Origin of the sequence: Arthrobacter sp. ISL-30 (assembly GCF_018613855.1) — a bacterium.
In the GTDB taxonomy this organism is placed as follows: domain Bacteria; phylum Actinomycetota; class Actinomycetes; order Actinomycetales; family Micrococcaceae; genus Arthrobacter.
Map to the genome: position 1 here is coordinate 18,624 of NZ_JAGGPK010000021.1, position 21,315 is coordinate 39,938.

A 21,315-nucleotide genomic window follows, 5' to 3' on the forward strand; every position below is an offset into this window, starting at 1 on the left:
CCATGCCCCATCACGGCAACGACTCAGAGCACTCGCGTTCCGAAGGCAACGAGCCGCAGAAGCCGGTGATTCGGGACAACCGCAAGGTTGACCCGAACACCGGCGCCGCCCGGCACCCGGACAATGAACGGGTGGCCGAGCCTGCCGAAGCCCCGGCTGCTGGAAACGAAGCGTCCGCCCAAGGTGACGCCCTTTCCCAGGCAGAGGAAATCCTCAATCGCATTGAGGTTCCGGCCGAGGAATCGGTAGCTCGAGGCGCGGACACGGCGGAGGTCGCGGAGCTTCGCAATGACCTCCTCCGCCTGCAGGCTGAGTATGTCAACTACCGCAAGCGAGTCGAACGCGACCGTGCCGTGGCAGGGGAGATGGCCGTCATCGGCGTCCTGAACTCCCTGCTCCCGGTGCTGGACGATATCGACGCCGCCCGCCAGCACGGCGACCTCGAGGACGGACCCTTCGCCTCGATCGCAGCCAAGCTGGAGAACTCGTTGAAGACGTACGGCTTGGAGAGGATCGCGGACACGGGTGTCGAATTCGACCCCAACATCCACGAAGCCCTCATCCAGCAGCCAGGCGAGGACATCGAGGTGGACACGGTCAGCCAGGTACTGCGCTCGGGCTACCGCTCCAAGGAGCGTGTCCTGCGTGCTGCCCAGGTGATCGTGGCAGTTCCGGCGTAAGGTGAGCTGACCACAAGCGCGAAGCAGAGCATGGGCCCCGGGAGTGGCATCGGACCTATCGGAGCGTGGCGGCTTTGGTCCAAAGGACCAAGCCGCCACGCGTAGGGGCGGGGGCCCATGCTCTGCGTAGCGCGACGCAAGACAGAACGAGAAAGGAAACGCCCTTGGCCAGCCAGGACTGGGTTGACAAAGACTTCTACGCGATCCTTGGTATCGCCAAGGACGCTTCCGACGCCGACATCAAGAAGGCGTACCGCAAGCTGGCCCGGCAGTACCACCCGGATACCAACTCGGGGAACGACGCGGCCGAGAAGCGGTTCAAAGACATTTCCGAGGCCTACTCCGTCCTTTCGGATCCGGAGGAACGCCAGCAGTACGACGCCATTCGGGCTATGGGCGGCGCGCGCTTTGCACCGGGCGGCGCAGGGCCAGGCGGCAGCGCCGGCTTCGAGGACCTCTTCGGTGGTCTCTTCACCGGCGGCGGAGGCCGGCATTCGGGCGGCTTCAGCACAGCCGGCGGAATTCCGCCGGAGTTCGCCGATATCTTCGGGACCAACTTCGGTGGCGCAGGGGCACCCACTGGCTTCCAGCGCACCCCGCAGAAGGGTTCGGACCGCACCGCGACCACCAGCATTTCCTTCGCTGGTTCCATCCACGGCACCACGGTGAGCATGCGCGAAAGCAACGGCAACGTGATCGACGTCAAGATCCCCGCCGGTATCAAGGACGGCCAGAAGGTCCGCCAGCGCGGCAAGGGCAATCCTGGCCCGGCAGGAAACGGTGACCTCATCATTACCGTGAGCGTCAAACCGCATCCGTTCTTCACCCGCGATGAGGACAACATCCGCATCCATGTCCCGGTGACCTTCGCGGAGGCGGCCCTCGGGGCCAACATCCAGGTGCCCACGATCGACGGCGATTTCGTCACTGTCCGTGTCCCGCCTGGCACGCCCTCTGGGCGGACCCTGCGGGTCAAGGGACGCGGCGTGAAGACCGCCAAAGGTACCGGAGACCTCCTGGTGACCATTGACGTCGCCGTTCCGCAGAACCTGAACAAGGAAGCCCAGGACGCGGTCAAGGCGTTCGCGGCGGCCACGGCCGACTCCGATCCGCGCCGCGACCTCGCCGCCAAGGCGCGGCTTTAGCAGGCAGTTGGAAGAACAGGAAGGCGGAGAGTTGGGAATCGACATCAACCAGCCGATCTTCGTCATCTCGGTGGCCGCGGAACTGGCGGACATGCATCCCCAGACGCTGCGCCAGTACGACCGTTTGGGCCTGGTCTCGCCAAGCCGTGCCCCGGGAAAGTCGCGCCGCTATTCGCAGCGCGACGTCGACATGCTCCGCGAAGTGCAGAGGCTTTCCCAGGAAGGTGTCTCCTTGGAGGGGATCCGGCGCATCCTGGAGCTCGAGAACCAGGTGGCCTCGCTGCAGCGCCGGGTGGAGGAACTGACCGCGGAGCTTTCACGCCGTCGGGATCCGCTCGATGCCCGGATATTCGCGGCAGGCCCCGCGGGCGACGTCGTCACCCTTGCCCGCGGGCAGCGGCCGCGGGCGCGGTCGCAGGCAGTCGTGATCTGGCGGCCGGGACTCCAGCCCTAAGCCGGAGCCCAGCCCTCAACCGCTCCTATTCTGCGAACAGCCCTGCCAGGTCCTCCGCCGTCAACGCGCCGCCGGAGAGCGCATCGCCTTCCATGACGTCGGCGAACAGCCGTGACTTCTTCGCCTTCAGGGCCATGACCTTCTCTTCGATCGTGTCCTTCGCGACCAGCCGATACACCATGACGTTCCGGGCCTGCCCGATCCGGTGTGTGCGGTCGACGGCCTGTGCCTCGGAGGCCGGGTTCCACCACGGGTCCAGCAGGAACACGTAGTCGGCCTCTGTCAGGTTCAGGCCAAAGCCTCCGGCTTTGAGGCTAATGAGGAACACAGGGGCGCTGCCGTTCTTGAACTCACTGACGACGTCGGCCCGGTTCCGGGTACTGCCGTCCAGATAGCAGTATTCAGTGCCTTCTTCGTCAAGCCTTTCCCGGACCTTGCCCAGGAATCCAGTGAACTGGCTGAAGATCAGTGCCCGGTGCCCTTCGGCGATGATGTCTTCCAGTTGTTCGAACAGGACATCGAGCTTGCTGGACCGCACCGCGGAGAGCGCCGGATCCACAAGTGAGGCGTCCAGGCTTAGCTGCCGCAGCAGGGTCAGCGACTGGAAGATCGTGAAGCGGTTCTTGTTCACGTCATCGATCAGGCCCAGGATCTTCTGCCGTTCGCGCTGCAGGTGGATCTGGTAGACCTTGTGGTGCCTCGGGTTGAGCACTACTTCGAGGACCTGCTCCTGCTTGGGCGGCAGGTCGTTGATGACCTGCTCCTTGGTGCGGCGCATCATGAGCGGACGGACCCGACGGCGGAGCTTCGCCAACTGCCCCTTGTCGCCGTTCTTCTCCACTGGCTTCTGGTAATACTCGGCGAAACGGCGCGGGCTCGAGAACAGGCCTGGCGCCACAATCGACGTGAGGGCCCAGAACTCCATGAGGTTGTTTTCCAGCGGGGTGCCTGTGATGGCCAGTTTGAACCGGGCCGGCAGCTTCCGGGCGCACTGGTAGGCCTTGGACTGGTGGTTCTTCACGAACTGCGCCTCGTCCAGCAGCAGGGCGGCCCAGCTGTGTTGGGAGTAGGACTCGTAATCGATCCGGAACAGTGCGTAGGAGGTAATTACGACGTCGGCGCCCGACAGTTCCTGAAGCGGATCGGCGCCGCTCTTGGCGAAAGTCTCGCTCACGGTCCGGACTGTGAGGCCGGGGGCGAAGCGCTGGGCTTCGGCAGCCCAGTTGCCCACAACGCTGGTGGGGGCCACCACTAAAAATGGAGCACGGCGCCGCGACTGACCGGATGAATCGTCTCCAGCAGCCGCCTCCTTCGCCGCACAGATCAGGGCGATGGCTTGAACGGTCTTGCCCAGGCCCATGTCATCCGCCAGGATTCCACCAAGGTTGTGGCGGTAGAGGAAGCTGAGCCAGTTGAAGCCCTCCAGCTGGTACGGGCGGAGCTCGGCGTTAAGGCCGGCCGGCAGCGGCAGCCCGGTCACGCCGTCATCGAGCAGGCCGCCCACAGCCTCACGCCAGGCCGCAGCCTGTTCGTCCACGATGCCAAGCTGCGCGAATTCATCCCACAGCCCAGCCTGGAAGCGGCTGATCTGCAGCGTGCCGTGCCTGTCCGGATTGTCCTGGAGCGCACGGGCCTCGTCGATCAACGATCGCAGCTGATGCAGCTCCGGGAGGTCCAGCGAGAAGTAGGCCCCGCTGGGCAGCAGCATGCGGGTCTGCCCCGCGGCCAGTGCTGAGAAGACCGCGGCGAAGGAGACAGGTTCGCCTTCGAGCGTGATGACGATCCCGAGGTCGAACCAGTCCCGGCTGTCCGTGGCCTTCGTGGAAATGGACACCACTGGTGCCTCGGACGCCTCCCGATAGTCGGCCATATCGCCGGTGGTTTCGACGGAGACGTCGGGGAGTTCGCGCAGCGCGGGCAGCACCTCCTCGGTGAAGGCGAGGGTGTCCAGGCCGTCGAGCTCCACGTTGGAGGCGAGGCGTGCAGTGCCCCAGCCGCGGCTGGCCGATTCGCCGAGCGCGGGCACCACGTCCCACGGACGGCCGACCGATTCCAGGATCCGGGATTCCTCAGCGTCGTCCCGGTAGCCCTGGTCATCCGGGTGCCGCCAGAGGGGCTGCGCCGTGACCAGGGTGCCAGCCTTGTAGTGCCACTCCCAGTGCAGCCGCACCCGGTGGTCGGCGCCGTAGTGGGCCAGCAGGGACAGTGTGGGCACGGCGAGGACAGGCAGTTCCACGGACTCATCGGCGGCGGTGACCCTGGCCGCCTGCCGGAGCTTGGGGTAGTAGGAAGTCAGGAAGCGGGATTCATCGCGGGCAGGGATCTTCAGGGGAGCGCCGGCGCTGACGAAGTCGAGCAATTCATCACTAAGCTCCCCCTCCAGCTGCGCCAGGGTGATGAGGTTTTCCTCGGCCGCCATTCCAGGCAGGCTCTCCGACGCCGGGGACGTGAAGAAAATACCGTGCGCCGGGCGTCCTATGACGCCCATGGTTTCGGGCGGCACCGAAGTGTCGCCCACGGCGATTGCCGGCGCGAGTTCCAGCCCGTCGTCGTTCTTGGCTTCCGGGTGCCGCGCGAGGCTGAGGCCGACGACGGCGGGCTCGCCGGAAACGCGGACCGGCTCACTGCCGCCCGTGTGGACCAGGGCGATGCCGGCCTGGTCGGCCTCACGGAGCAGGGCCCAGAGGTTCTTGTCGGCGAAATCGTTCAACGGCAGCCACATATTGCCGGAGGGTGCGGGGCGTCCCGCCGTCGACGCATGGGCCGCGAGGAAGCGCTGCATCCATTCAATGTGCGTCTCGTTGCATTCACGGCGATAGCTAAGGTAGCTCAGGTTGTTCCAGGAAACGTCGCCGCGGATCCATTTGCCCTTGGCGCCCATCATCACCGGACGGGCCTTGAGCTGGCGGACGCTGCGGAGGGGGTCGCGCCGGCCGGTGTAGGAGAAGTGCGGCGCCGGTTCCTCCACCTCGAACTGGAGGGCCAGCGGGACACCGGTACCTTGGGCCGGGGCTGCCGGTTTGGTGATCAGCCTGTTGAGTGCCTGCTCCCAGGCGGGCCGTTCCAAGGCGGCCGCCTGGCTGGACGTCTGTGCGACGTCGGAGCGCGCCAGCAGTTGGGCCCTCACGGTGGGATGGTCTTCGGCGGTGAATAGCAGCGCGGCGACGTGCTTGCAGTCCTTCCGGACCGGGCAGCTGCAAATGCCCACTGTGCAGCTCCAGCCGCCCTGCCGGCGGACCAGTTTGGCCGACGTCGAATACGGTGTGGGTGCCGTGCCACGGACCTTGCCCATCAACAGTCCTGTGCCAGCATCGAACGTAATTCCACTGACCCTGCTGCCCATGGCATAGGCGAGTCCGGCCGCGAGGGAGCGGTCATTGATGGCAGGTGTCTGTATAGCCAGTTCCCAGTTGTCGTCTGAGTGGGCAGGCATGCGTGGACTACTTTCGGATGGAGGCTATCTGATCAATCTTAGTCAGCCTCCCCGCCGTCTCTCACTTCCCGCCGTCCCACCCCCGTTCCTCCCTCACGTTCCGTCGGGTTTCCGGGGACGCCCGCGAAACTTCGCCTGACGTTCACCTGAACCTAAAGTTCCGGGGCGGTGCCGCGCGTACGTTGAAGGAGTCCGGAGCACCACCAGCGTTCAGCAGTGAGGATTTCCCATGACCAGCAGTCAGTACCCCGTCGTTCTGCCCAAGGACATCAACGAGGCGAGCAACGAGGATGTTGTGGACGCCAACGTGACGGTAGTGAACCAGATGTACCAGGAGCTCCTCAACGATGAAGAAATCGCGCCGGCCGCCCTGCGCAGCTACTACGTGGACTTCTACCTGACACAGGCGCTGTCCGGCGGTTTCGCGCAGTATGTCTTCACCGCGCCTGAGCGCGAAGAGATGGACCAGCTGGTGCGGGAAGGCCTGGAGGCGATGGGCGCCACCCGGCATCTGGAGCTCTTCAACCGCACCGCGGCCGCTTTCGACTCGCTCTCCGAAGATGACGCGGAGACCTACCTCGACGGCGACCTTGATGAAACGGAGCCGCAGCCCGAGGCCGTGACGAGCTTGGACGAGCCCGACGGTGAGTTCGAGGCCCTCCTGGAGACCGAGGACATCATCGCGCTGAATGCTGCCTACGTCCGTGGGCAGGAGGGCTTGCTGTTGCTCGGGCAGGACGAGTTGAATGCGCATATCGCCCAGCGGGTGGCCCTCATCCCGAACCTTGACGAGCGCCGGGCGGAGGCCGAGGCCGAGGAACTGGAGAATGCTCCGGAATTCGAGGTCATCATCCGCGAGCTCTGCGACGTGGCTGGCTACTCCCTCCAAAAGATCACAATGGGCGACCCCAACTACGAGCACAATGGCGAAAAGGTGCTTGCCTGGCACTTCGCCACTGACCACGGCGACTACATCATGCTGGAAGACGAAGACGAGGCCTTCATGATCCATCCTGAGACCAAGGAGATCATCGCCGCAGTCGAATTCGAAGACGCCGCCGTCTAAGCTTCCCCTCGCGTACCTCCCGCCCGACGGCGCTCGCTCACTTTTCGGCCTCCCACCCCTGACGCTCACTCACTTTTCGCGGCTTCCACGGCAACGCCTCCGCACACGATGAGCGAGAGTCGGTTGGGGAAGGTCAGGATGTGAGCGAGCGTTTGCGGTTTGGCGCCGGAAGTGAGCGAGCGTTTGCGGGGGCTACGAATTCTGGTGGAGGGCCTGGTTTAGGTAGCCCAGGACTTCGTCGTCGACTTCCTCCGCTGACTTGAGCCTTATCCTGCGATCAAAGAAATCGCCCTCGCGAACCTTGATGGCCTCCAGCCGGCTTGTTGCTGGCGCATCCAGCCGGAGTGCCACGTCCACGCTGGTGTTGGTGCTGCGGGTGACCTGGGCGAACTTCCGTCGCGGGCTGTGGAGGGAGATGTAGCCTTTCCGCATCTGGATGCCGACGCCTTCGGTGTTCGCGGCCCACGCCAGGAGCGCGTCTGCGATGGGCCGCAGCTCGGGGTGGTTTACGTACTGCCCGTCGATCAGCTCATCGGCGTCGCGGAGCATGAACTCGGGGTAGCCGAACATCTCCCAGGACACGGCGTACTGGGCATAGCCGGTGATGCCATGCTCGTCGCGCATCCAGGCGCGGAGTTCGGCGTCGTTCCGCAGCCCGGCCTCGCGACCCTTCTCGGCCCACCAGCCGACGTCGTGCCCTGTCTTTCGCAGCAGCAGCGCCTGGTTGCTGTCCACCATGGTTTGCCACGTGTTGGCGGCGGCTTTCAAATCGGGAGTTTCAGCCATAGACCGATCCTAGACCGACGCCCGGGTAGCCCGGAAAAGTGCGGGTTCGCATGGAAATTTCCAGCGAACCCGCACAGTTCGGGCGAATTCGGCGAACCGTGGATTTAGTAACCCGTGTTCCCCGTCGCTGCGCCCTTGATCATTTCACCCGCCGGGCTCACCAGGTACCAGACCTCATTGAAGCCCTGGCCCTTGGTATCGCCGGCTGCCGTGTCCAAGGAGTACGTGTAGACGGGCAGCCCGTTGATGGTGACATGCTTCTTGCCATCGGCAGTCGGGATGGTGCCCAGGGTACCCGTCACGCCTTCAGCGGTGGGCGTGTCCGACGTCGTTGTCACAGCCGGCCACAGCGCGATGCATGGACCTTCGCAGGCGCTCTTTCCGGAATCCTTGACGTCTTTGGTGAAGAAGTAGATGCTCTTTCCTTCGCGATCGACGACGATCTGGCCGGCGGCCGCGGAGGCAGTCTTGAGGTCGACGGCGGCTGCCGGGGCTGTAGTGGTGGCTGCGGGGGCCGTGGTCGGGGCGGGAGCCGCGGTGGTGGGAGCTGTGGCTGGACCGCCGCCGCAAGCCGTTAAGATGGCGCCGAGGGCAACGATCGCAAGTCCGGTGCTGAAACGAGATCTCAATTTTTGCTCCTGGATCGGGCCGGCCAGCTGACGGTCGGACGCTATCCGATAAGACGCTGAACAGCGGAGAATGGTTCAGCGGAGAATGGTTCACCGGAGAATCCTTCAGCCGGAGAATGGTCCAGAGGATATGTTGAACCGTTTCGCCTGGCTGCGCGTCGTATGCCTTGGAAACTGCTGCTGGTGAAACCGCCACTGGAGGTAAATGTGCCGCTGGATGAGGACGTTGTGGCCGCGATCTACCGCGACCACGGAACGGCGCTGCGCCGCTTCGTCCTGAGCTGCACCGCGGACTCCTTTGGCGCCGACGACGTCGTCCAGGAAACCATCCTGCGGGTCTGGCAGCAGGCGCCCGAGATCACGGGAAGCCTGCGCAGCTACCTTTTCCGAACCGCCCGCAACATCATCATTGACAATTACCGGAGGGTTCAGCGGCGACCGGTGGAGGCCGCCGAGCAGGACTTGGGCGATTCGTCCGGCGCCGCTGAACGCGTAGATGAGCTCCTCAACCGCGTACTCATGGAGGAGGCGCTGCTCCGGCTCAGCATGGAACATCGTGAAGTCCTTGTGGCCTTGCACTATGAGCGGTTCACGGTCAACGAGGCCGCCATGAGACTGAACATCCCGGCAGGCACAGTGAAATCCCGGTCCTTTTACGCCGTCCGGGCCCTGCGGACGATCCTGGACGAAATGGGGGTGGAACGGTGAACACGACCGAACCCCATCAGCTCCTGGGCGCCTACCTTCTGGGAGGCCTGCAGCCTGCCGAAGCCGCGGCCTTCGAAGAGCACTTACGGAGCTGTGTCGAATGCCGCCGTGAGCTGGCCGAGCTGGAGAGCCTTCCGGCGTTGCTCGACGCCCTTCCCGTTTCCGACGCCGTTGCGCTCACCGCCTGGCGTCCCGCCGCCGTCGAACCAGCGTCCAAGACGCCCACGTCCCCAGAGCCCGCGTCCCCGGAACCCCCATCCCCCGAGCCCCTGACGCCGGTCCTGCGGGAGCTGGCGGCCCGCCGTCGGAGGTCCCGACGCCGGTGGTCGGCACTGGTGGGAGCGGTAGCTGCCGCCTGCCTTGCCGTGGGCGTCCTCGCAGGACCGCTGCTGGCGCAACCACCCAAGCCCGACGCCAGCTACTCAGTCCAGAGCGGTGGGGGGCTGCAGCTCACCGTTGGCATGGTGAAGAAGAACTGGGGGACGGAGCTGGCTGTGGAGGGGCGCAGCATGCCGTTGCAGGGCACACTCTCGCTCTGGGTCAAGGGCCGGGACGGTGCCGAGGACCGGGCGTGCGGCTGGACGGCAACGCCGAGCGGCCGGATCAAGGTCACCGGGGCCACACCCGTGCAGCTCACTGGAATTGCCGGAGTGGAGCTGCGCGACGAGAAGCAAAAGACGGTGGCCGCGATCTCCGTTCCGGGCAGCTAGACGCGCCAGGCGGTTAGAGGCGCCGGGCAGTTAAAGGCGCCGATACGTGAGGTCGAAAATCATCCGGCCTGCCTCGTGCGCCTTGTTTTCGAAGCTGGTCCTGGCCCGGCCCTCGAACCTCGGTGCCCAGCCGCCGACGTCGTCCACGCCAAGGCTTGGTCCGGTGTGCTGGGTGCTCACCGGGGCCCGACCCTCCTTGACTGGCGCGCCACCAACCATGGCCTCGACGCCGGATTCCCACACCTGGGTCAGCGGGCTGTCGGGCCCCTTTCGCTCACCTTCGTGGACGTTCTCAAACTCAGTGGAACCGGACAATACGTCCCGAACGTGGATGGCGTAGTTGGACCAATCGGTGGCGATCCGCCAGAGGCCGCCCTTTTCCAGGGCCTTGGCCGCAACCTTGGCGAAGGCCGGCTGGATGAGCCGGCGTTTGTGGTGGCGGGCCTTGTGCCAGGGGTCCGGGAAGAAGACCCAGAGCTCGCTGACGGAGCCGGCGGGGAGCATGGATTCGAGGACCTCGGGCGCGTTGGCCTGGACAACACGAACGTTGCTCAGCCCTCGCTGGCTAATGCGAATGAGCGTGTTCGCCAGGCCGGGGGTGTACACCTCTACAGCGAGGAAGTCCTTGTCCGGATTCTCTTCCGCGGCGTGGCACACTGCCTCCCCGAGGCCCGAGCCGACTTCAACGATCAGGGGAGCCTTGCGCCCGAACTCTGCTTCGGCGTCGAACGTGTAGTCCGGATGCACGGACGTGTCCGCCACGTGGCGGGGGACGTCGACGACGAACTTGTCCGAGTGCGCCTCCCAGGCCTGCTGACGGCGGCCCTGCAGCCTGGTCCCGCGGCGCACGAAGCTCACGGGCGTTTCGCGGTACGTGCCGAACGAGGCCTGGCTTCCGGGCGTGATGTGGCGCGGGGATTCTTCTGGGGATTCACTCATCACTTACAGAATAGTTGAGTTTGGGCGGCGGAAACGGGCGGGGTCAGGCTCCGGCCGTGCGTTTCAGTCGGGGTACGCCGGAACGCTGACTCGTGCCATCGGAGTCGCGCTGCCGGCGATTCCAACGTCTGCGGCGAGGACCAGCCCATCGTAGTTGCCCGGGGATTCGAGACCGATGCTTGCCGTTGTGACGACGAGGGTTGTCCTGTCCCTGCCGGCAAAGCAAACGCTGGTGGGTTGCCTGGCCAGGACAGGAAGGATCCGCTCGAGGCTGCCGTCCGGGCGGTAGCGGTGGACTTGCCCCGCTCCCCAGATGGCAACCCACAAGTGGTCTTCCACGTCCATGATCATTCCGTCCGGGCTCCCATCGGCAATGGTCGCGAATTCCTCTGCCCGGCCAAGGGCGCCACCGTCGGGGTCCACTGTGTAGCGGGTGATGATTCCCCTGGCGCTGTCCGCGAGATACATCAGCCTGCCGTCGGAGTTGAAAGCCGGACCGTTGGGAATGGTGAGTCCCGTGAGAACCGTAATGAGGGAACCGTCCTCATCAAGGCGGTGCAGGCAGCCCGCTCCGGGAGCCGCGTCCACGGCCATTGTCCCCGCCCAGAAACGTCCTGAGGGATCGCACACGGCATCGTTCATCCGCACCTCCGGCGCTTTGCGTTCCCGGGCCTCGTTGGGTTCCCGGGTTTCGTTCGGGTCCGCTGAATTGCCTGGGTCCGCTGAATTGTCAGACGGCGGGCAGAGCCACGTGAGGCGGTCGGCGTCGTCGAGTATGGCGATTCCGTCAGCAGCCGCCGCGAGCAGTGCGCGGTCATTGCCGGAAATTGGGGCGACAGCACCGAGCGGGACCGCGAGTTCCCGCAGCAGCACGGTGCGTTCCGCCGAAGCCAGGTCCACTTGCCACAACTGACCCCGCAGAATGTCCACTGCGACAACTCGCCCGTCGGGCAACAGCCTCGGTCCCTCGCCAAGTTCCATGGGCGCCACGCTGCACGCGCGCCACTGGACGTGATGGATCGGGGGAGAAGTCGCTGTCATATTTTTCCGCGTTTCATCGAAGGGTTGAGCCTGCTTCCAGTTCCAGCAGCGCGAGTTCAGAGTGAGTGGGGAGGCTCTCCCAGTCGCCCTTGCCGGCGACGGCGAACGCCCCAAGGGTGTTCGCCAGTTCCAGGCAGTCCTGTTGGGAAAGCGAGTTCAGCAGACCGGAGATGTAACCCGCACAGAAGGCGTCTCCCGCCCCAACGCTATCGACGATGGCGACCCGCCTGGCGGGGACGCGACTGGATCCGTTCACGTCATGTACCTCAGCCCCTCCCGCCCCAAGCTTGACAACGACCTCGCGGCCGCCTTGAGCCAGCAGCCTTGCGGCCAACTCAGCGGCCGCTTCAGCCGCCGCTTCAGCCGAGCGTCCAACGTCGGAAGGACCGTCCCCGAGGAGCGCGAGTTCGTCCGCTGACCCGATGACGACATCCGAAACCTGGGCGACCTTGCGCAGCGTTTCGCGGGCAACGTCCGCACTCCACAGTTTTGCCCTGTAATTGACGTCAAAAGTTACGGTGGCACCGGCCGTCCTGGCCACCGAGGCGGCGTACAGAACTGCATCAGCGGCACCGGGTCCCAGTGCGCACGTCACTCCGGTGATATGGACAATGCGCGGTTTGCGGTCGAGGGCTGCGGCAAGGTGACCTCGCTCCAGTGCTGATCCTGCAGAATTCTGCCTGAAGTAACTGACACGGCTGACGTCGGGCAGTCTCTGTTCGAAAAGGACCATGCCAGTCTGCCGTTCCTGGAAGGTCGTCACGTAGTCCAGACCGACGGATTCGGCCCGCAGGGTCCTGAGGATCAGCTCCCCGCCGGCGTCCGCTCCGACACATCCGACCCACTGCACGTTGTGCCCGAGCCGGGCTAGGGCAATCGCGACATTTGATTCGGCACCCGCAATGGACCTGCTGAGGAGCGGGCTGAGGGCCAGGGTGGACTCGGACCTCAGGGAGACCATGGCCTCGCCGAAAGTCAGGACGTCCATTGGCGTTCCTCCATCGGCCTGCCCGAGGCGGCAGAGCCGCCTGCGACTGTCCTGGGCGATTCCGCGAGCCCTGATTCCGCGAGCCCCGAATCCGTGAGCCGAAGAAACGATGCGGCCCGGCCTTGCAGCGCGGCCAGGCTGCCGCCGTCGGGAGCATCTCCAGTGAGCGGGCTGCCAGCCCCGACTGCGAGCGCTCCGGACTGCAGGTAGCTGCTCACCGAGTCGACGTCGACGCCACCCACGGGAATGAAGTGGATGTCCGGGAACGGGTCACGAAGGGCCTTCAGGTAGCCGGGACCCCCGAGGCTTGCCGGGAAAAGCTTCACCGCTGAGGCGCCCCGCTCGATGGCCTGGAGCACTTCTGTTGGCGTCAGCGCTCCCACCAAGAGCGGCACGCCCAGCCGGCTTGCTGTATCGACGCTGGGTGCCAGTCCGGGCGTGACAATGAACTGCGCCCCGGCGTCGAGGGCTTCCAGGGTCTGGACCTCGGTCAGGACAGTGCCTGCGCCTATCACTGCACTGCCACTTGCGGCGGCTGCAATTCGACGGATGGTTTCGAGGGCGTCTTTGGAGGTGAGCGACACTTCGAGGACTGTGACTCCCGTGTTGATGAGCGTCAGGGCGGTGTTGACGCAGGCGTCGGGGTCGCTGCCTCGGATGATCGCGAGCAGTCGTGTCTCCGCGAGGGCTTCAAGGAGGTCAAGGGAGGGGAGGTTCATGGATGATTCCTAAGCGTTGTGCGACGCACCGGGATGGGCCTGCGGGCCGAACATCAGGCAGCGACCGGCCGCAGGGTCCTCTTCGAAGGCGGGGTATGCAGGCGGGGGCGCGTCCAGGGGGTGAAAGCCAAGATCGCGGACGGTGTCTGTCAGGTCCCAGCGCCCCATGGCGCCAGGCGACATCCCAAAGTAGGCCCCGAACCTGACGCGCGCTGCAAGGGCGGAGTTCAGGAGCCGGGCGTAGTCGCCTTGCCCCAGCCACTGGGAGGCAAGGTCCTCGGATGCCGGGTCGAAGCCTGTGAGGCCGAGGCGAAGGCAAATGACCGAAATGCCGGTGCGTTCCGCGAGGAGCTCCATCAGATTCTCCGAGAACACTTTCGCGGCCCCGTATTCACAGCAGGGTTTTGCAGGCCACCGCGTGCTAATGGGATATTGCCCCCGACGGTGGTACAGGCCCATGGTGTGGATGGAACTGGCATAGATCACCCTGCGGAGACTTGAGCCGGCAGCGGCGGCGGCCAAATTGGCTGAAATCACAGCCACCCCATCGATCGCTTCCCGCTCGTCAATTTGGGGATAGGCCTGCCCAGCCAGGTGGATCAGGATATCGGCGGATGAGACTGCCTCGTCACAGGCGGCGCGGTTCGCCAGGTCCAGGGTCACGCCTTCGACGTCGTCTGCCCCGCCCGGGTGCCGACCCGGCCGCCCGCCCTCGGCAGCTGCACCAGGCCAGGCACGGTCAACCAGCCGAAGCCGGAAGGAACCGGCCAGGGCAGCCGAGGTCAGTTGGCCGACCCGGCCGGCTGCGCCAGTCACGACAACCAGGGGCTGATCGGAGTCCCCGCCGCGTTCCGTTGCCACGGCTTTTCCTCTCACCAGTTGGTAAATGACCCGTCGAGGCGTCGCAGCTGGGGCATGGCAGGCGGATCAATCTGGTGCGCGCGGGCTGCGTCGAGATCCACCTCCAGGCCCAGCCCGGGTGCCTCGGGCCGCAGCATCCATTCTCCCTCCATGGTCACCTGCACCGGGAAGACGTCAGTGGCCTTGGTTCCAGGGAGCTGATACTGCTCTTGGATTCCGAAGGTGGGGAGCGTCATGTTCAGGTGCAGCGAAGCCGCGGTGGCAATGGGTCCCAGGGGGTTGTGGGTTGCTGTGCGAATGTGGTGCGACTCGCACCAGCCGGCAATCTTCTTGGCCTCGGTGAAGCCGCCCACGATGCAGATGTCGAACCGGGCGTAGTCGATGAGGTCCTCTTCTATCAGGGAACGCATCTCCCATTTTGACGCCGCCTGCTCTCCTGCGGCCAGGGGGACAGATGTCCTCTGACGCAAGGTCCGGTAAAGCTCGGTGTTTTCCCAGCGCAAGGGATCCTCGATGAAGTACATGTTCGCATGTTCAAGTTCCCGGCAGAGGGTTGTTGCTTCGGCCAGTTCCAGCCGTGTGTGTACGTCCAGAATGAGCTCAAAGTCACTGCCGAGCTCACCCCGAACAGCTTCGACTTCCTGGAGGGCGTGCCTGGTGGCAGTCCGCGGTTCAAGGAGGTCTCCTTCCGACGGGACGGAAAGCCGGCCCACCGTCCATCCCTCTTCATAGGCCCTGCGGGCATTAGCGGTGAGTTCGGCCTGGTCAGCACCCCAGATATGCCGGTAGCACTTCACCCTGTCCCGGACGGAGCCGCCCAAGAGCTCGTAGACGGGCAGCCCGAGGGCCTTGCCCTTGATGTCCCACAAGGCGATGTCGACGGCGGAAATCGCCGAAGCGAGCACGCGGTCCGCCGGATAGAACCCCGAACGGGACAGGACCTGCCACAGGTGTTCCGTCCTGAAAGGGTCGCAGCCGAGCAGCAGCGGCCTGAAATGCTCCAGAGCCCCCTTGACAGCCAGTTGGCGGGACCGGAGACCGACTTCGCCCACTCCAAAGATGCCGTCGTCAGTGTGCACCACGACCATCATGAGGGCGCCGCCGTCGTCGATAGTGAGTATTTCCAGATCCGTTATCTTCACGGCCAGGCCTTTCGTAACGCTGAGTTTTCTATTTCATGCCCGACGTGGCGAAGCCACGGACGTAGGACCGCTGGACGAAAAAGAACATGATGAGGACAGGGATGACGTAGAGTATGGCGCCGGCCGCCAGGAGGTTGTTTACCGGGAACCCGGCTTTGTTGACGTAGCCGGTGGTGATGGCCACAGCCAGGGTGGTGTTGTCCTGGTTGAGCAGGAGCTGCGGGGCGATGAAGTCACCCCAAACCCCGTTGAAGGAGAGGACGAAGGCGGTGATAATGACGGGCTTTGAGAGCGGGAGGAAGATCTGCAGAAAGATCCGCAGCCGCCCGCAGCCGTCCAGGATCGCGGCCTCCTCCAGTTCCCGGGGCAGCTGGGCGAAGAATTGTCGATAGAGGAAAATGAGGTAGGGAGCGCCCGCCATGCCCCACAGCACCCAGGGCCAGTACGTTCCCACCAGCCCGACTTTTGCGAACAGCAGGTACGTCGGTATCAGCGTGATGATTGGGGGTGTCATCATCATGGCGATGAGGATCCCGAAGAGAACCTTCTTTCCCCTGCCGTTGAGGCGGGCGAACCCGTAGCCGACAAGTGCGGAGCTGATGGTAGTCAGCGCACCGCAGACGGTCGAAAGGAAGAGCGAGTTTGCTGCATATGCCCAGAATGGCAATGCTGTTGTTGCCTCGATGAAGTTCTGCACCTGCGGCGGGGTGGGTATCCAGGTGATGGGGTTCGAGGCCAGTTGCTGCGGGGACTTCAATGCCGTCAGGAAGAGCCAGAGGACGGGAAGGAAGAGAACGGCGCAGACAACCAGCAGGATCATGAACGCAACCGGGTTCTTGCGTTCCCGGATTTGCCGGACAGGGACTTCTGCTGAGGTTTCCTTCGAATCCGTTCCAGGCCGGTGAGCGATGAGTGTCATTTCTGCTTCCCTTCTTCTGAGGGGTCGACGGCGTAGAACACCGTGCGTCCGCTGACCTTGAACGTGATGATCGTGACTACGAGGACGGCCAGGAAGAAGAGCCAGAGCATCGCGGAGGCGTACCCGTACCGGGAGTATGCGAAGTATTGCGCGTAGACGTCCACCATGAAGATCCGGTTTGCTTCAGGTACTGCCGTGATAGCTGCCGGTCCAGTGGCCGGGGACAGCAGCAATGCCGGGACGAACGTCTGCAGGACGCCGATCGTAGTGGTGATGACCTGGAAAAGCAGGACTGGAGAGATGCTCGGCAAAGTGACGTGCCAGAAGGCGGCGAACGCATTTGCCCCATCCAGCCGTGCCGCTTCGTGGAGTTCTGTAGGAACGTCCTGCAGGGCGGCGAGGTTAATCAGCACCCCTGCGCCGATGCCCCAAAGCATGACCACGAGGAGGACCACGAACACCATGTTTCCGGTCATCCAGCTCACCGCATCGGCGCCGAAGATCGCGAGGAAACCGTTGATGGCACCGCTGTCGCGATCGAACAGCAGTTTCCAGGTCAGGGTTGCTGCGACGGGCGGCACGATGGCCGGCAGATAGACGAGCATACGGAGGCCCGAACGCCAACGGACTTTCTCGTTCAGCAGCAGCGCCAGGCCCAGTCCTCCACAAATGGTCAAGGGCACAATTGCGACGGCCAGCAGACCAGTGCGCTGAAGGCTGGCCCACATTTGCGGTTCGGCCAAGGCATCAGCGTAGTTCTCCAGGCCGATCCAGTTCTGACTCGGGGAGATACCGTCCCAGTTGGTGAAGCTGATCCACAATGCGTAGCCCAAGGGAAACAGCGTCAGGAGCACCGTTCCGATCAGCCACGGAGAGATGAAGGCATAAAAGGCGCCCGAACCACCTGTGGCTCCTCGCCGGCTTTTGCGGCGGACACCCCTAGCCAGGGACAGACTAGTCACCAGCGTCAGCCTTTCTTGCCGGCAAGTTCCATGCCCTGCTTCAGGAGGTCGTTGACGGCTGTGGTCGTTTGGTCCGCGAACTGTCCAGCAGACAGGCTTCCGTCAACAGCCCGAGGGAAGAGGTTCGCGATGGCAGCGCTAACAGCAGTGGTCTGGGCGTAGGGGCTGAACGAGATCACTTGGAGGTATTGCTCTTCATTCTTCTGGACAGCCAACGCCTCAGACTGGTAGGGCTGGCTCTGCGGGAGCTCCGTCGCCAATGAAGTGACGGCAGGGAGTCCCCAACCTGACTGGGCCCGCGTCTTGGCCGGTGCCCCTGCGGAGTACCACTCCAGGAACGCGTACGCTTCGTCCTTCATGTTCGACTTGGCCGAGATCCAGTGGCCGGTGGCCGAAGTTGCCGGACTCACACGCTTTGAACCCAACATGGGGGCGGGTGCAAGACGTGCAAATTCTGCAGTCTTGGGATTCTGCGCAACTGCACCGCCGAACCAGTAGCCGGCCGCGGCCATCGCAATCCTCTTGGCATCGAATGGCGGCCAGTCCCAGCCATCCGGATTGGGGTCCAGCAGCGTATAGCCAGTCTTGGCTTTGGCCACATCGATAAACCACTGCAGTGCCCGCATGGCCTCCGGGCTGGTGAAGTCCACCTTGCTCAGGTCGTCATTGAATACACGCCCGCTGGTAGTTGCCACCATCGCTGAGATCGCCTCGATAGTGGGGGCTGTGGTGAACAATCCGTACTGTTCCACCTTGCCTCCGCCACGCTTTGTCATGGGGGCCGAATACTCGAGGAGCTGGTCATACCTGAGCGGCTTGTCGGCCGTGGGGAGCGGAATGCCCGCCTCTTTGAAAGCATTGACGTTGTACCAGAACATGGCATCCTGGGACCAGTCCTTGACGAGGCCGAAGTGGGCTCCCTCGCCCTGCCGGGTTCCGTCCCAGCGCCAGACATCGTTGATCTTGGCCAGCTCAGATTCCTTGAGCACACTGGATTTGGCGAGGTACGGGTCCAAGTCCAGCGCCAGTCCGCGGCTTGCGATGTTCGCCGTGCTGGTTGCTCCCAGCCCGCGGACAAGGTCCGGAGGGGTTCCTGCGGCAAGCATGGCGTTGAGGCGGGTGGGATCATCCTCGATCAGGGTGATGGGTACATCGGGGTGCTCTGCGAGCCACGCGTCAATGACGCCCTTCGTGATTTCGCCGGCTTTGCTCATGATGGTCAAGCCGCCGGATTTGCTGGCGGTGCTTCCTGCTGAACTTGCCGAACAGGCAGTTACGGCACTGCCTGTTGCTGCGAAGCCTGCGAGCAGGGCTGCACCTCTTAGGACGTTTCGGCGGGAAACATGCTTTTGTACATTCATTAGACGTACCTTCATCGCTACGAGCCCAAGATTGGGCTGATGTGTAAACTTCCGGATCCCCAAGGCTCCAATTGTGGAGAAGATCACAAAACTCTGTCAAGAGTCCGTACAAACTTACTTGGCATGGAATGCTTGGTCGCACATAATGGGGGAGTGAACTCTGTCAGCACGGGAGGCTCCCTCCACGATCTCCGCCATTCCAACGCGATTCGTGTCCTGGACCTCATCGCTGAGCACGGTCCTATGCATCGGGCCGAAATCGCTCGCCGGGCAAAAATCTCCCGGACGACGATCACCACCATCACTCGCGATCTTGTAAGCCGTGGAATCCTGACCGAAATCACCCACCGGCCCGATAGCCAGGAAATTGACGGGCGCGCCGGGGACCAACTCGCCTTCAGCCCGGACGCCGGATGGGTAGCGGGAATCAGCCAGGTGTTGGACCGCATTTGCGTCCGCGTGACCGACCTGATGGGAGAGGAAGTCGCGGCAACGGAAGCGCCAATCGGAGCCAAGGACGACTGGAGGACCCGCGCGGACGCGGCCACCGAACTTCTGGCTGCCGCGCTGGAAAAGGGTGGCGGCACTCGGGGAGACCTGCTCGGCGTAGGCATCGGCCTGCCGGGCCAGATCAATCCATCGGATGGCATCGTCCATGGTGCCTTGGCCGACCAGCCATGGCATGGGATTAATGCCCGGAAGGAGATGGGCAAGCGTCTGGGCGTACCCGTCTTCATAGAGAACAACGTGCGCCTCGAGACCATTGCTGAGGCGAAGTGGGGAGCCGGCAGGCGCATACACAACCTGATGTATGTCAACATGTCCAGCGGCATTGCAGCAGGGTTCCTGTTTGGAAGGGAGCTGTACCGTGGGGCAGTTGGTGGAGCCGGAGAACTGGGCCATGTCTCCATCGACATCAATGGACCTGCGTGCCGCTGTGGGAATCGTGGGTGCGTCGTATTGTTCGCGGGCGCCCCCGCCATTCTCAACAGGTTGACGGCCACCATGGGCGAGTCGGTAACCATGACGGACGTCCTGAACGCTGTAGCCACACGGAACCGTGCGGCCGAGAACGTCCTCGCGGAGGCCGGCACCATGCTTGGACGACTGCTGGCAAGCATGTGCAATCTGCTAAATCCTGAGCGCATCGTCGTTGGCGGGCAAACGTCGCTGGCTGGGGCGATCGTGCTGGACCCCATCCGCGAGAACGTTTCCCGCTACGCCCTTACCCCCTCGTCAGCCCTGGACGTCGTGGCGTCCGAGCTGGGAGGGGGCCCGGAGGCCGGAGCCGCAGGTGGCACCGCCCTCGCCCTGTCCAAGCTGACAACGTCGCACCAGATGCTGGAACGGCTATTCAACGGGCCCGTGAGCGCCCCGGCCTGACCTTTCGGTGCTGACCTCAGGTGCTGACCTCAGGACTTCGCCTGCCAGAATAGGGGGCGTGACGCCAGCCAAGAACCGCACGTCCCCGGAGGCCGCCAGCCAACGCGCTCGGCAGGCAGGCACCGAGGTGCCGGGCCTGCTTGTCGATGCCGAAGTCGACGAGGTCCCCGCCGCTACACCCACCCGGGTCACGAGCCGTCGCGGCTTGGCCTACCTCGCGGTCTGCCTGGTGCTGATTGGCCTGAACCTTCGCACCGTCTTCTCCAGCTTCGCCGCCGTGCTGCCGGAGATCAGGGCCGACGCCGGCCTGCCGGGCTGGGCGGTGGTGGTCCTGACCACCGTGCCGGTGACGCTGCTCGGCGTTTTCGCGCCCCTTGCCCCGGTGCTGGCCCGTCGTTTCGGCGCCGAGCGCGTGCTGCTCGGTGCGATGGCAGTCCTGACGGCAGGGCTGCTCCTCAGGCCGGTCGAGGTGGCCGGCGCCGGACACCTTCCAACCCTTCTCGCCGGAACGGCCGCCTGCGGAGCCGCTATCGCGCTCTGTAACGTGCTGCTGCCAGGACTGGTCAAACGCGACTTCCCGCATCGTCTTGGGCTGATGGGCGGTTTATATACGACGGCGATCTGCGCCTCCGCCGCGCTCGGGGCGGGGTTTACGTACCCCGTTTTTGTAGCTGCCGGCCATTGGACCTCGGGACTGTGGTTCTGGGCGCTGCCGGCCGCCGTCGTCGTCCTCTTGTTCCTGCCGGTGGCCATCAGGCAACCCAGCGTCCGGCACCAGGCCGTGCACGCCGGCGCCAACGTGTGGCGGTCCTCCATGGCTTGGCAGGTGACCATCTTCATGGTGCTCCAGGCGATGATGTCCTTCAGTGTGTTCGCCTGGCTGGCTCCGATCCTGCGCGACCGGGGGATCGACGGCGGCACGGCCGGGCTGATGGTGTCTATGTCGATCGTGCTGCAGATGCTAGGTTCACTGTTTGCCCCCGCCCTGGCCGCCCGGTTCCGGGACCAGCGGGCGATCAACACGATGGTGGCCTTGATGACGGGCGGAGGCTTCGCATTGAGTATCTTCGGGCCAGTGGAGCTGATCTGGGTTTGGACAGGACTGCTGGGACTGGGCCAGGGGAGCCTGACCGCCGTCGCGCTGACCATGATCATGCTTCGAACCCGGGACAGGCACACGGCGGCCCATCTCTCGGGAATGATGCAGGGTGTCGGCTATGGGCTCGGCTCCACGGGAACTCTCCTGGTGGGGCAGCTGCAGCAGGCCACCGGGGACTTCACGGCTGCAGGCATGTTGTTCCTCGTGATCGGCGCGCTCGCAGCCGTGTTCGGCTACCGCGCCGGCCGGAACCGCTACGTCTAATCCCCCATCTAGTCCGAAAATGAGGT

Annotated in this window: 20 protein-coding genes; 8 read left to right on the forward strand and 12 right to left on the reverse strand. The window is 64.3% G+C overall.

Annotated elements, in window-relative coordinates; genetic code table 11:
- Positions 1-2: 2 nt before the first annotated feature.
- From J7E82_RS09100 to J7E82_RS09110, 3 genes are all read left to right on the forward strand, one after another.
- Positions 3-680, forward strand: a complete 678-nt coding sequence (locus J7E82_RS09100) for a nucleotide exchange factor GrpE (protein WP_214862290.1) — start codon at positions 3-5, stop codon at positions 678-680.
- Between the two features lie 164 nt (positions 681-844).
- Positions 845-1,825 (forward strand): DnaJ C-terminal domain-containing protein, encoded by a 981-nt coding sequence (locus J7E82_RS09105; protein ID WP_214862291.1) that lies wholly within the window; start codon positions 845-847, stop codon positions 1,823-1,825.
- 31 nt (positions 1,826-1,856) lie between these two features.
- Complete coding sequence (locus J7E82_RS09110; protein WP_214862292.1) at positions 1,857-2,279, forward strand: heat shock protein transcriptional repressor HspR; 423 nt, start codon at positions 1,857-1,859, stop codon at positions 2,277-2,279.
- Positions 2,280-2,304: 25 nt separating this feature from the next.
- On the opposite strand, the gene J7E82_RS09115 is transcribed toward J7E82_RS09110, so the two are convergent.
- Positions 2,305-5,712 carry a DEAD/DEAH box helicase gene (locus J7E82_RS09115; RefSeq protein ID WP_214862293.1) on the reverse strand — a complete coding sequence of 1,136 codons (3,408 nt, stop codon included), beginning with the start codon at positions 5,710-5,712 and terminating at the stop codon, positions 2,305-2,307.
- A gap of 229 nt (positions 5,713-5,941) precedes the next feature.
- On the opposite strand from J7E82_RS09115, the gene J7E82_RS09120 reads away from it, so the two are divergent.
- Positions 5,942-6,778 (forward strand): hypothetical protein, encoded by an 837-nt coding sequence (locus tag J7E82_RS09120; protein WP_214862294.1) that lies wholly within the window; start codon positions 5,942-5,944, stop codon positions 6,776-6,778.
- 192 nt (positions 6,779-6,970) lie between these two features.
- On the opposite strand, the gene J7E82_RS09125 is transcribed toward J7E82_RS09120, so the two are convergent.
- Positions 6,971-7,564 (reverse strand): DUF5655 domain-containing protein, encoded by a 594-nt coding sequence (locus tag J7E82_RS09125; RefSeq protein ID WP_251041669.1) that lies wholly within the window; start codon positions 7,562-7,564, stop codon positions 6,971-6,973.
- A gap of 104 nt (positions 7,565-7,668) precedes the next feature.
- A complete protein-coding gene (locus tag J7E82_RS09130; protein ID WP_214862295.1) occupies positions 7,669-8,193 on the reverse strand; it encodes a hypothetical protein in 525 nt (174 codons plus the stop codon).
- A 207-nt stretch (positions 8,194-8,400) separates the two neighbouring features.
- Between J7E82_RS09130 and J7E82_RS09135 the strand changes: the two genes are divergently transcribed.
- Together J7E82_RS09135 and J7E82_RS09140 are read left to right on the forward strand one after the other, a co-directional pair.
- Positions 8,401-8,901, forward strand: coding sequence for a sigma-70 family RNA polymerase sigma factor (locus J7E82_RS09135; protein ID WP_214862310.1), 501 nt, complete (start codon positions 8,401-8,403; stop codon positions 8,899-8,901).
- The gene (locus J7E82_RS09140) at positions 8,898-9,611 is read left to right on the forward strand and encodes an anti-sigma factor (RefSeq protein WP_214862296.1); all 714 of its coding nucleotides are present in this window, start codon (positions 8,898-8,900) and stop codon (positions 9,609-9,611) included. Before J7E82_RS09135 ends, J7E82_RS09140 begins: the two co-directional genes overlap by 4 nt.
- 30 nt (positions 9,612-9,641) lie before the next feature.
- Here the strand turns inward: J7E82_RS09140 and trmB are convergent, their stop codons facing one another.
- From trmB to J7E82_RS09185, 9 genes are all read right to left on the reverse strand, one after another.
- On the reverse strand, positions 9,642-10,550 hold the full coding sequence (trmB, locus tag J7E82_RS09145) for a tRNA (guanosine(46)-N7)-methyltransferase TrmB (RefSeq protein WP_214862297.1): 909 nt from the start codon (positions 10,548-10,550) through the stop codon (positions 9,642-9,644).
- Positions 10,551-10,613: 63 nt separating this feature from the next.
- Positions 10,614-11,531, reverse strand: a complete 918-nt coding sequence (locus tag J7E82_RS09150) for an SMP-30/gluconolactonase/LRE family protein (RefSeq protein ID WP_214862298.1) — start codon at positions 11,529-11,531, stop codon at positions 10,614-10,616.
- Between the two features lie 73 nt (positions 11,532-11,604).
- Positions 11,605-12,579, reverse strand: a complete 975-nt coding sequence (locus J7E82_RS09155) for a sugar kinase (protein ID WP_214862299.1) — start codon at positions 12,577-12,579, stop codon at positions 11,605-11,607.
- Positions 12,567-13,298 carry a bifunctional 4-hydroxy-2-oxoglutarate aldolase/2-dehydro-3-deoxy-phosphogluconate aldolase gene (locus tag J7E82_RS09160; RefSeq protein WP_214862300.1) on the reverse strand — a complete coding sequence of 244 codons (732 nt, stop codon included), beginning with the start codon at positions 13,296-13,298 and terminating at the stop codon, positions 12,567-12,569. Before J7E82_RS09160 ends, J7E82_RS09155 begins: the two co-directional genes overlap by 13 nt.
- Positions 13,299-13,307: 9 nt before the next feature.
- Complete coding sequence (locus J7E82_RS09165) at positions 13,308-14,159, reverse strand: NAD(P)-dependent oxidoreductase (protein WP_214862301.1); 852 nt, start codon at positions 14,157-14,159, stop codon at positions 13,308-13,310.
- 11 nt (positions 14,160-14,170) lie between these two features.
- A complete protein-coding gene (locus J7E82_RS09170; RefSeq protein ID WP_214862302.1) occupies positions 14,171-15,301 on the reverse strand; it encodes a mandelate racemase/muconate lactonizing enzyme family protein in 1,131 nt (376 codons plus the stop codon).
- A 28-nt stretch (positions 15,302-15,329) separates the two neighbouring features.
- A complete protein-coding gene (locus tag J7E82_RS09175) occupies positions 15,330-16,220 on the reverse strand; it encodes a carbohydrate ABC transporter permease (RefSeq protein ID WP_214862303.1) in 891 nt (296 codons plus the stop codon).
- Complete coding sequence (locus J7E82_RS09180) at positions 16,217-17,182, reverse strand: carbohydrate ABC transporter permease (RefSeq protein WP_214862304.1); 966 nt, start codon at positions 17,180-17,182, stop codon at positions 16,217-16,219. Before J7E82_RS09180 ends, J7E82_RS09175 begins: the two co-directional genes overlap by 4 nt.
- 5 nt (positions 17,183-17,187) lie before the next feature.
- Complete coding sequence (locus tag J7E82_RS09185; RefSeq protein ID WP_214862305.1) at positions 17,188-18,543, reverse strand: extracellular solute-binding protein; 1,356 nt, start codon at positions 18,541-18,543, stop codon at positions 17,188-17,190.
- A gap of 153 nt (positions 18,544-18,696) precedes the next feature.
- Between J7E82_RS09185 and J7E82_RS09190 the strand changes: the two genes are divergently transcribed.
- The gene (locus J7E82_RS09190; RefSeq protein ID WP_214862306.1) at positions 18,697-19,926 is read left to right on the forward strand and encodes an ROK family protein; all 1,230 of its coding nucleotides are present in this window, start codon (positions 18,697-18,699) and stop codon (positions 19,924-19,926) included.
- A gap of 127 nt (positions 19,927-20,053) precedes the next feature.
- Positions 20,054-21,289, forward strand: coding sequence for an MFS transporter (locus J7E82_RS09195; protein ID WP_214862311.1), 1,236 nt, complete (start codon positions 20,054-20,056; stop codon positions 21,287-21,289).
- The last annotated feature ends 26 nt before the right edge of the window (positions 21,290-21,315 follow it).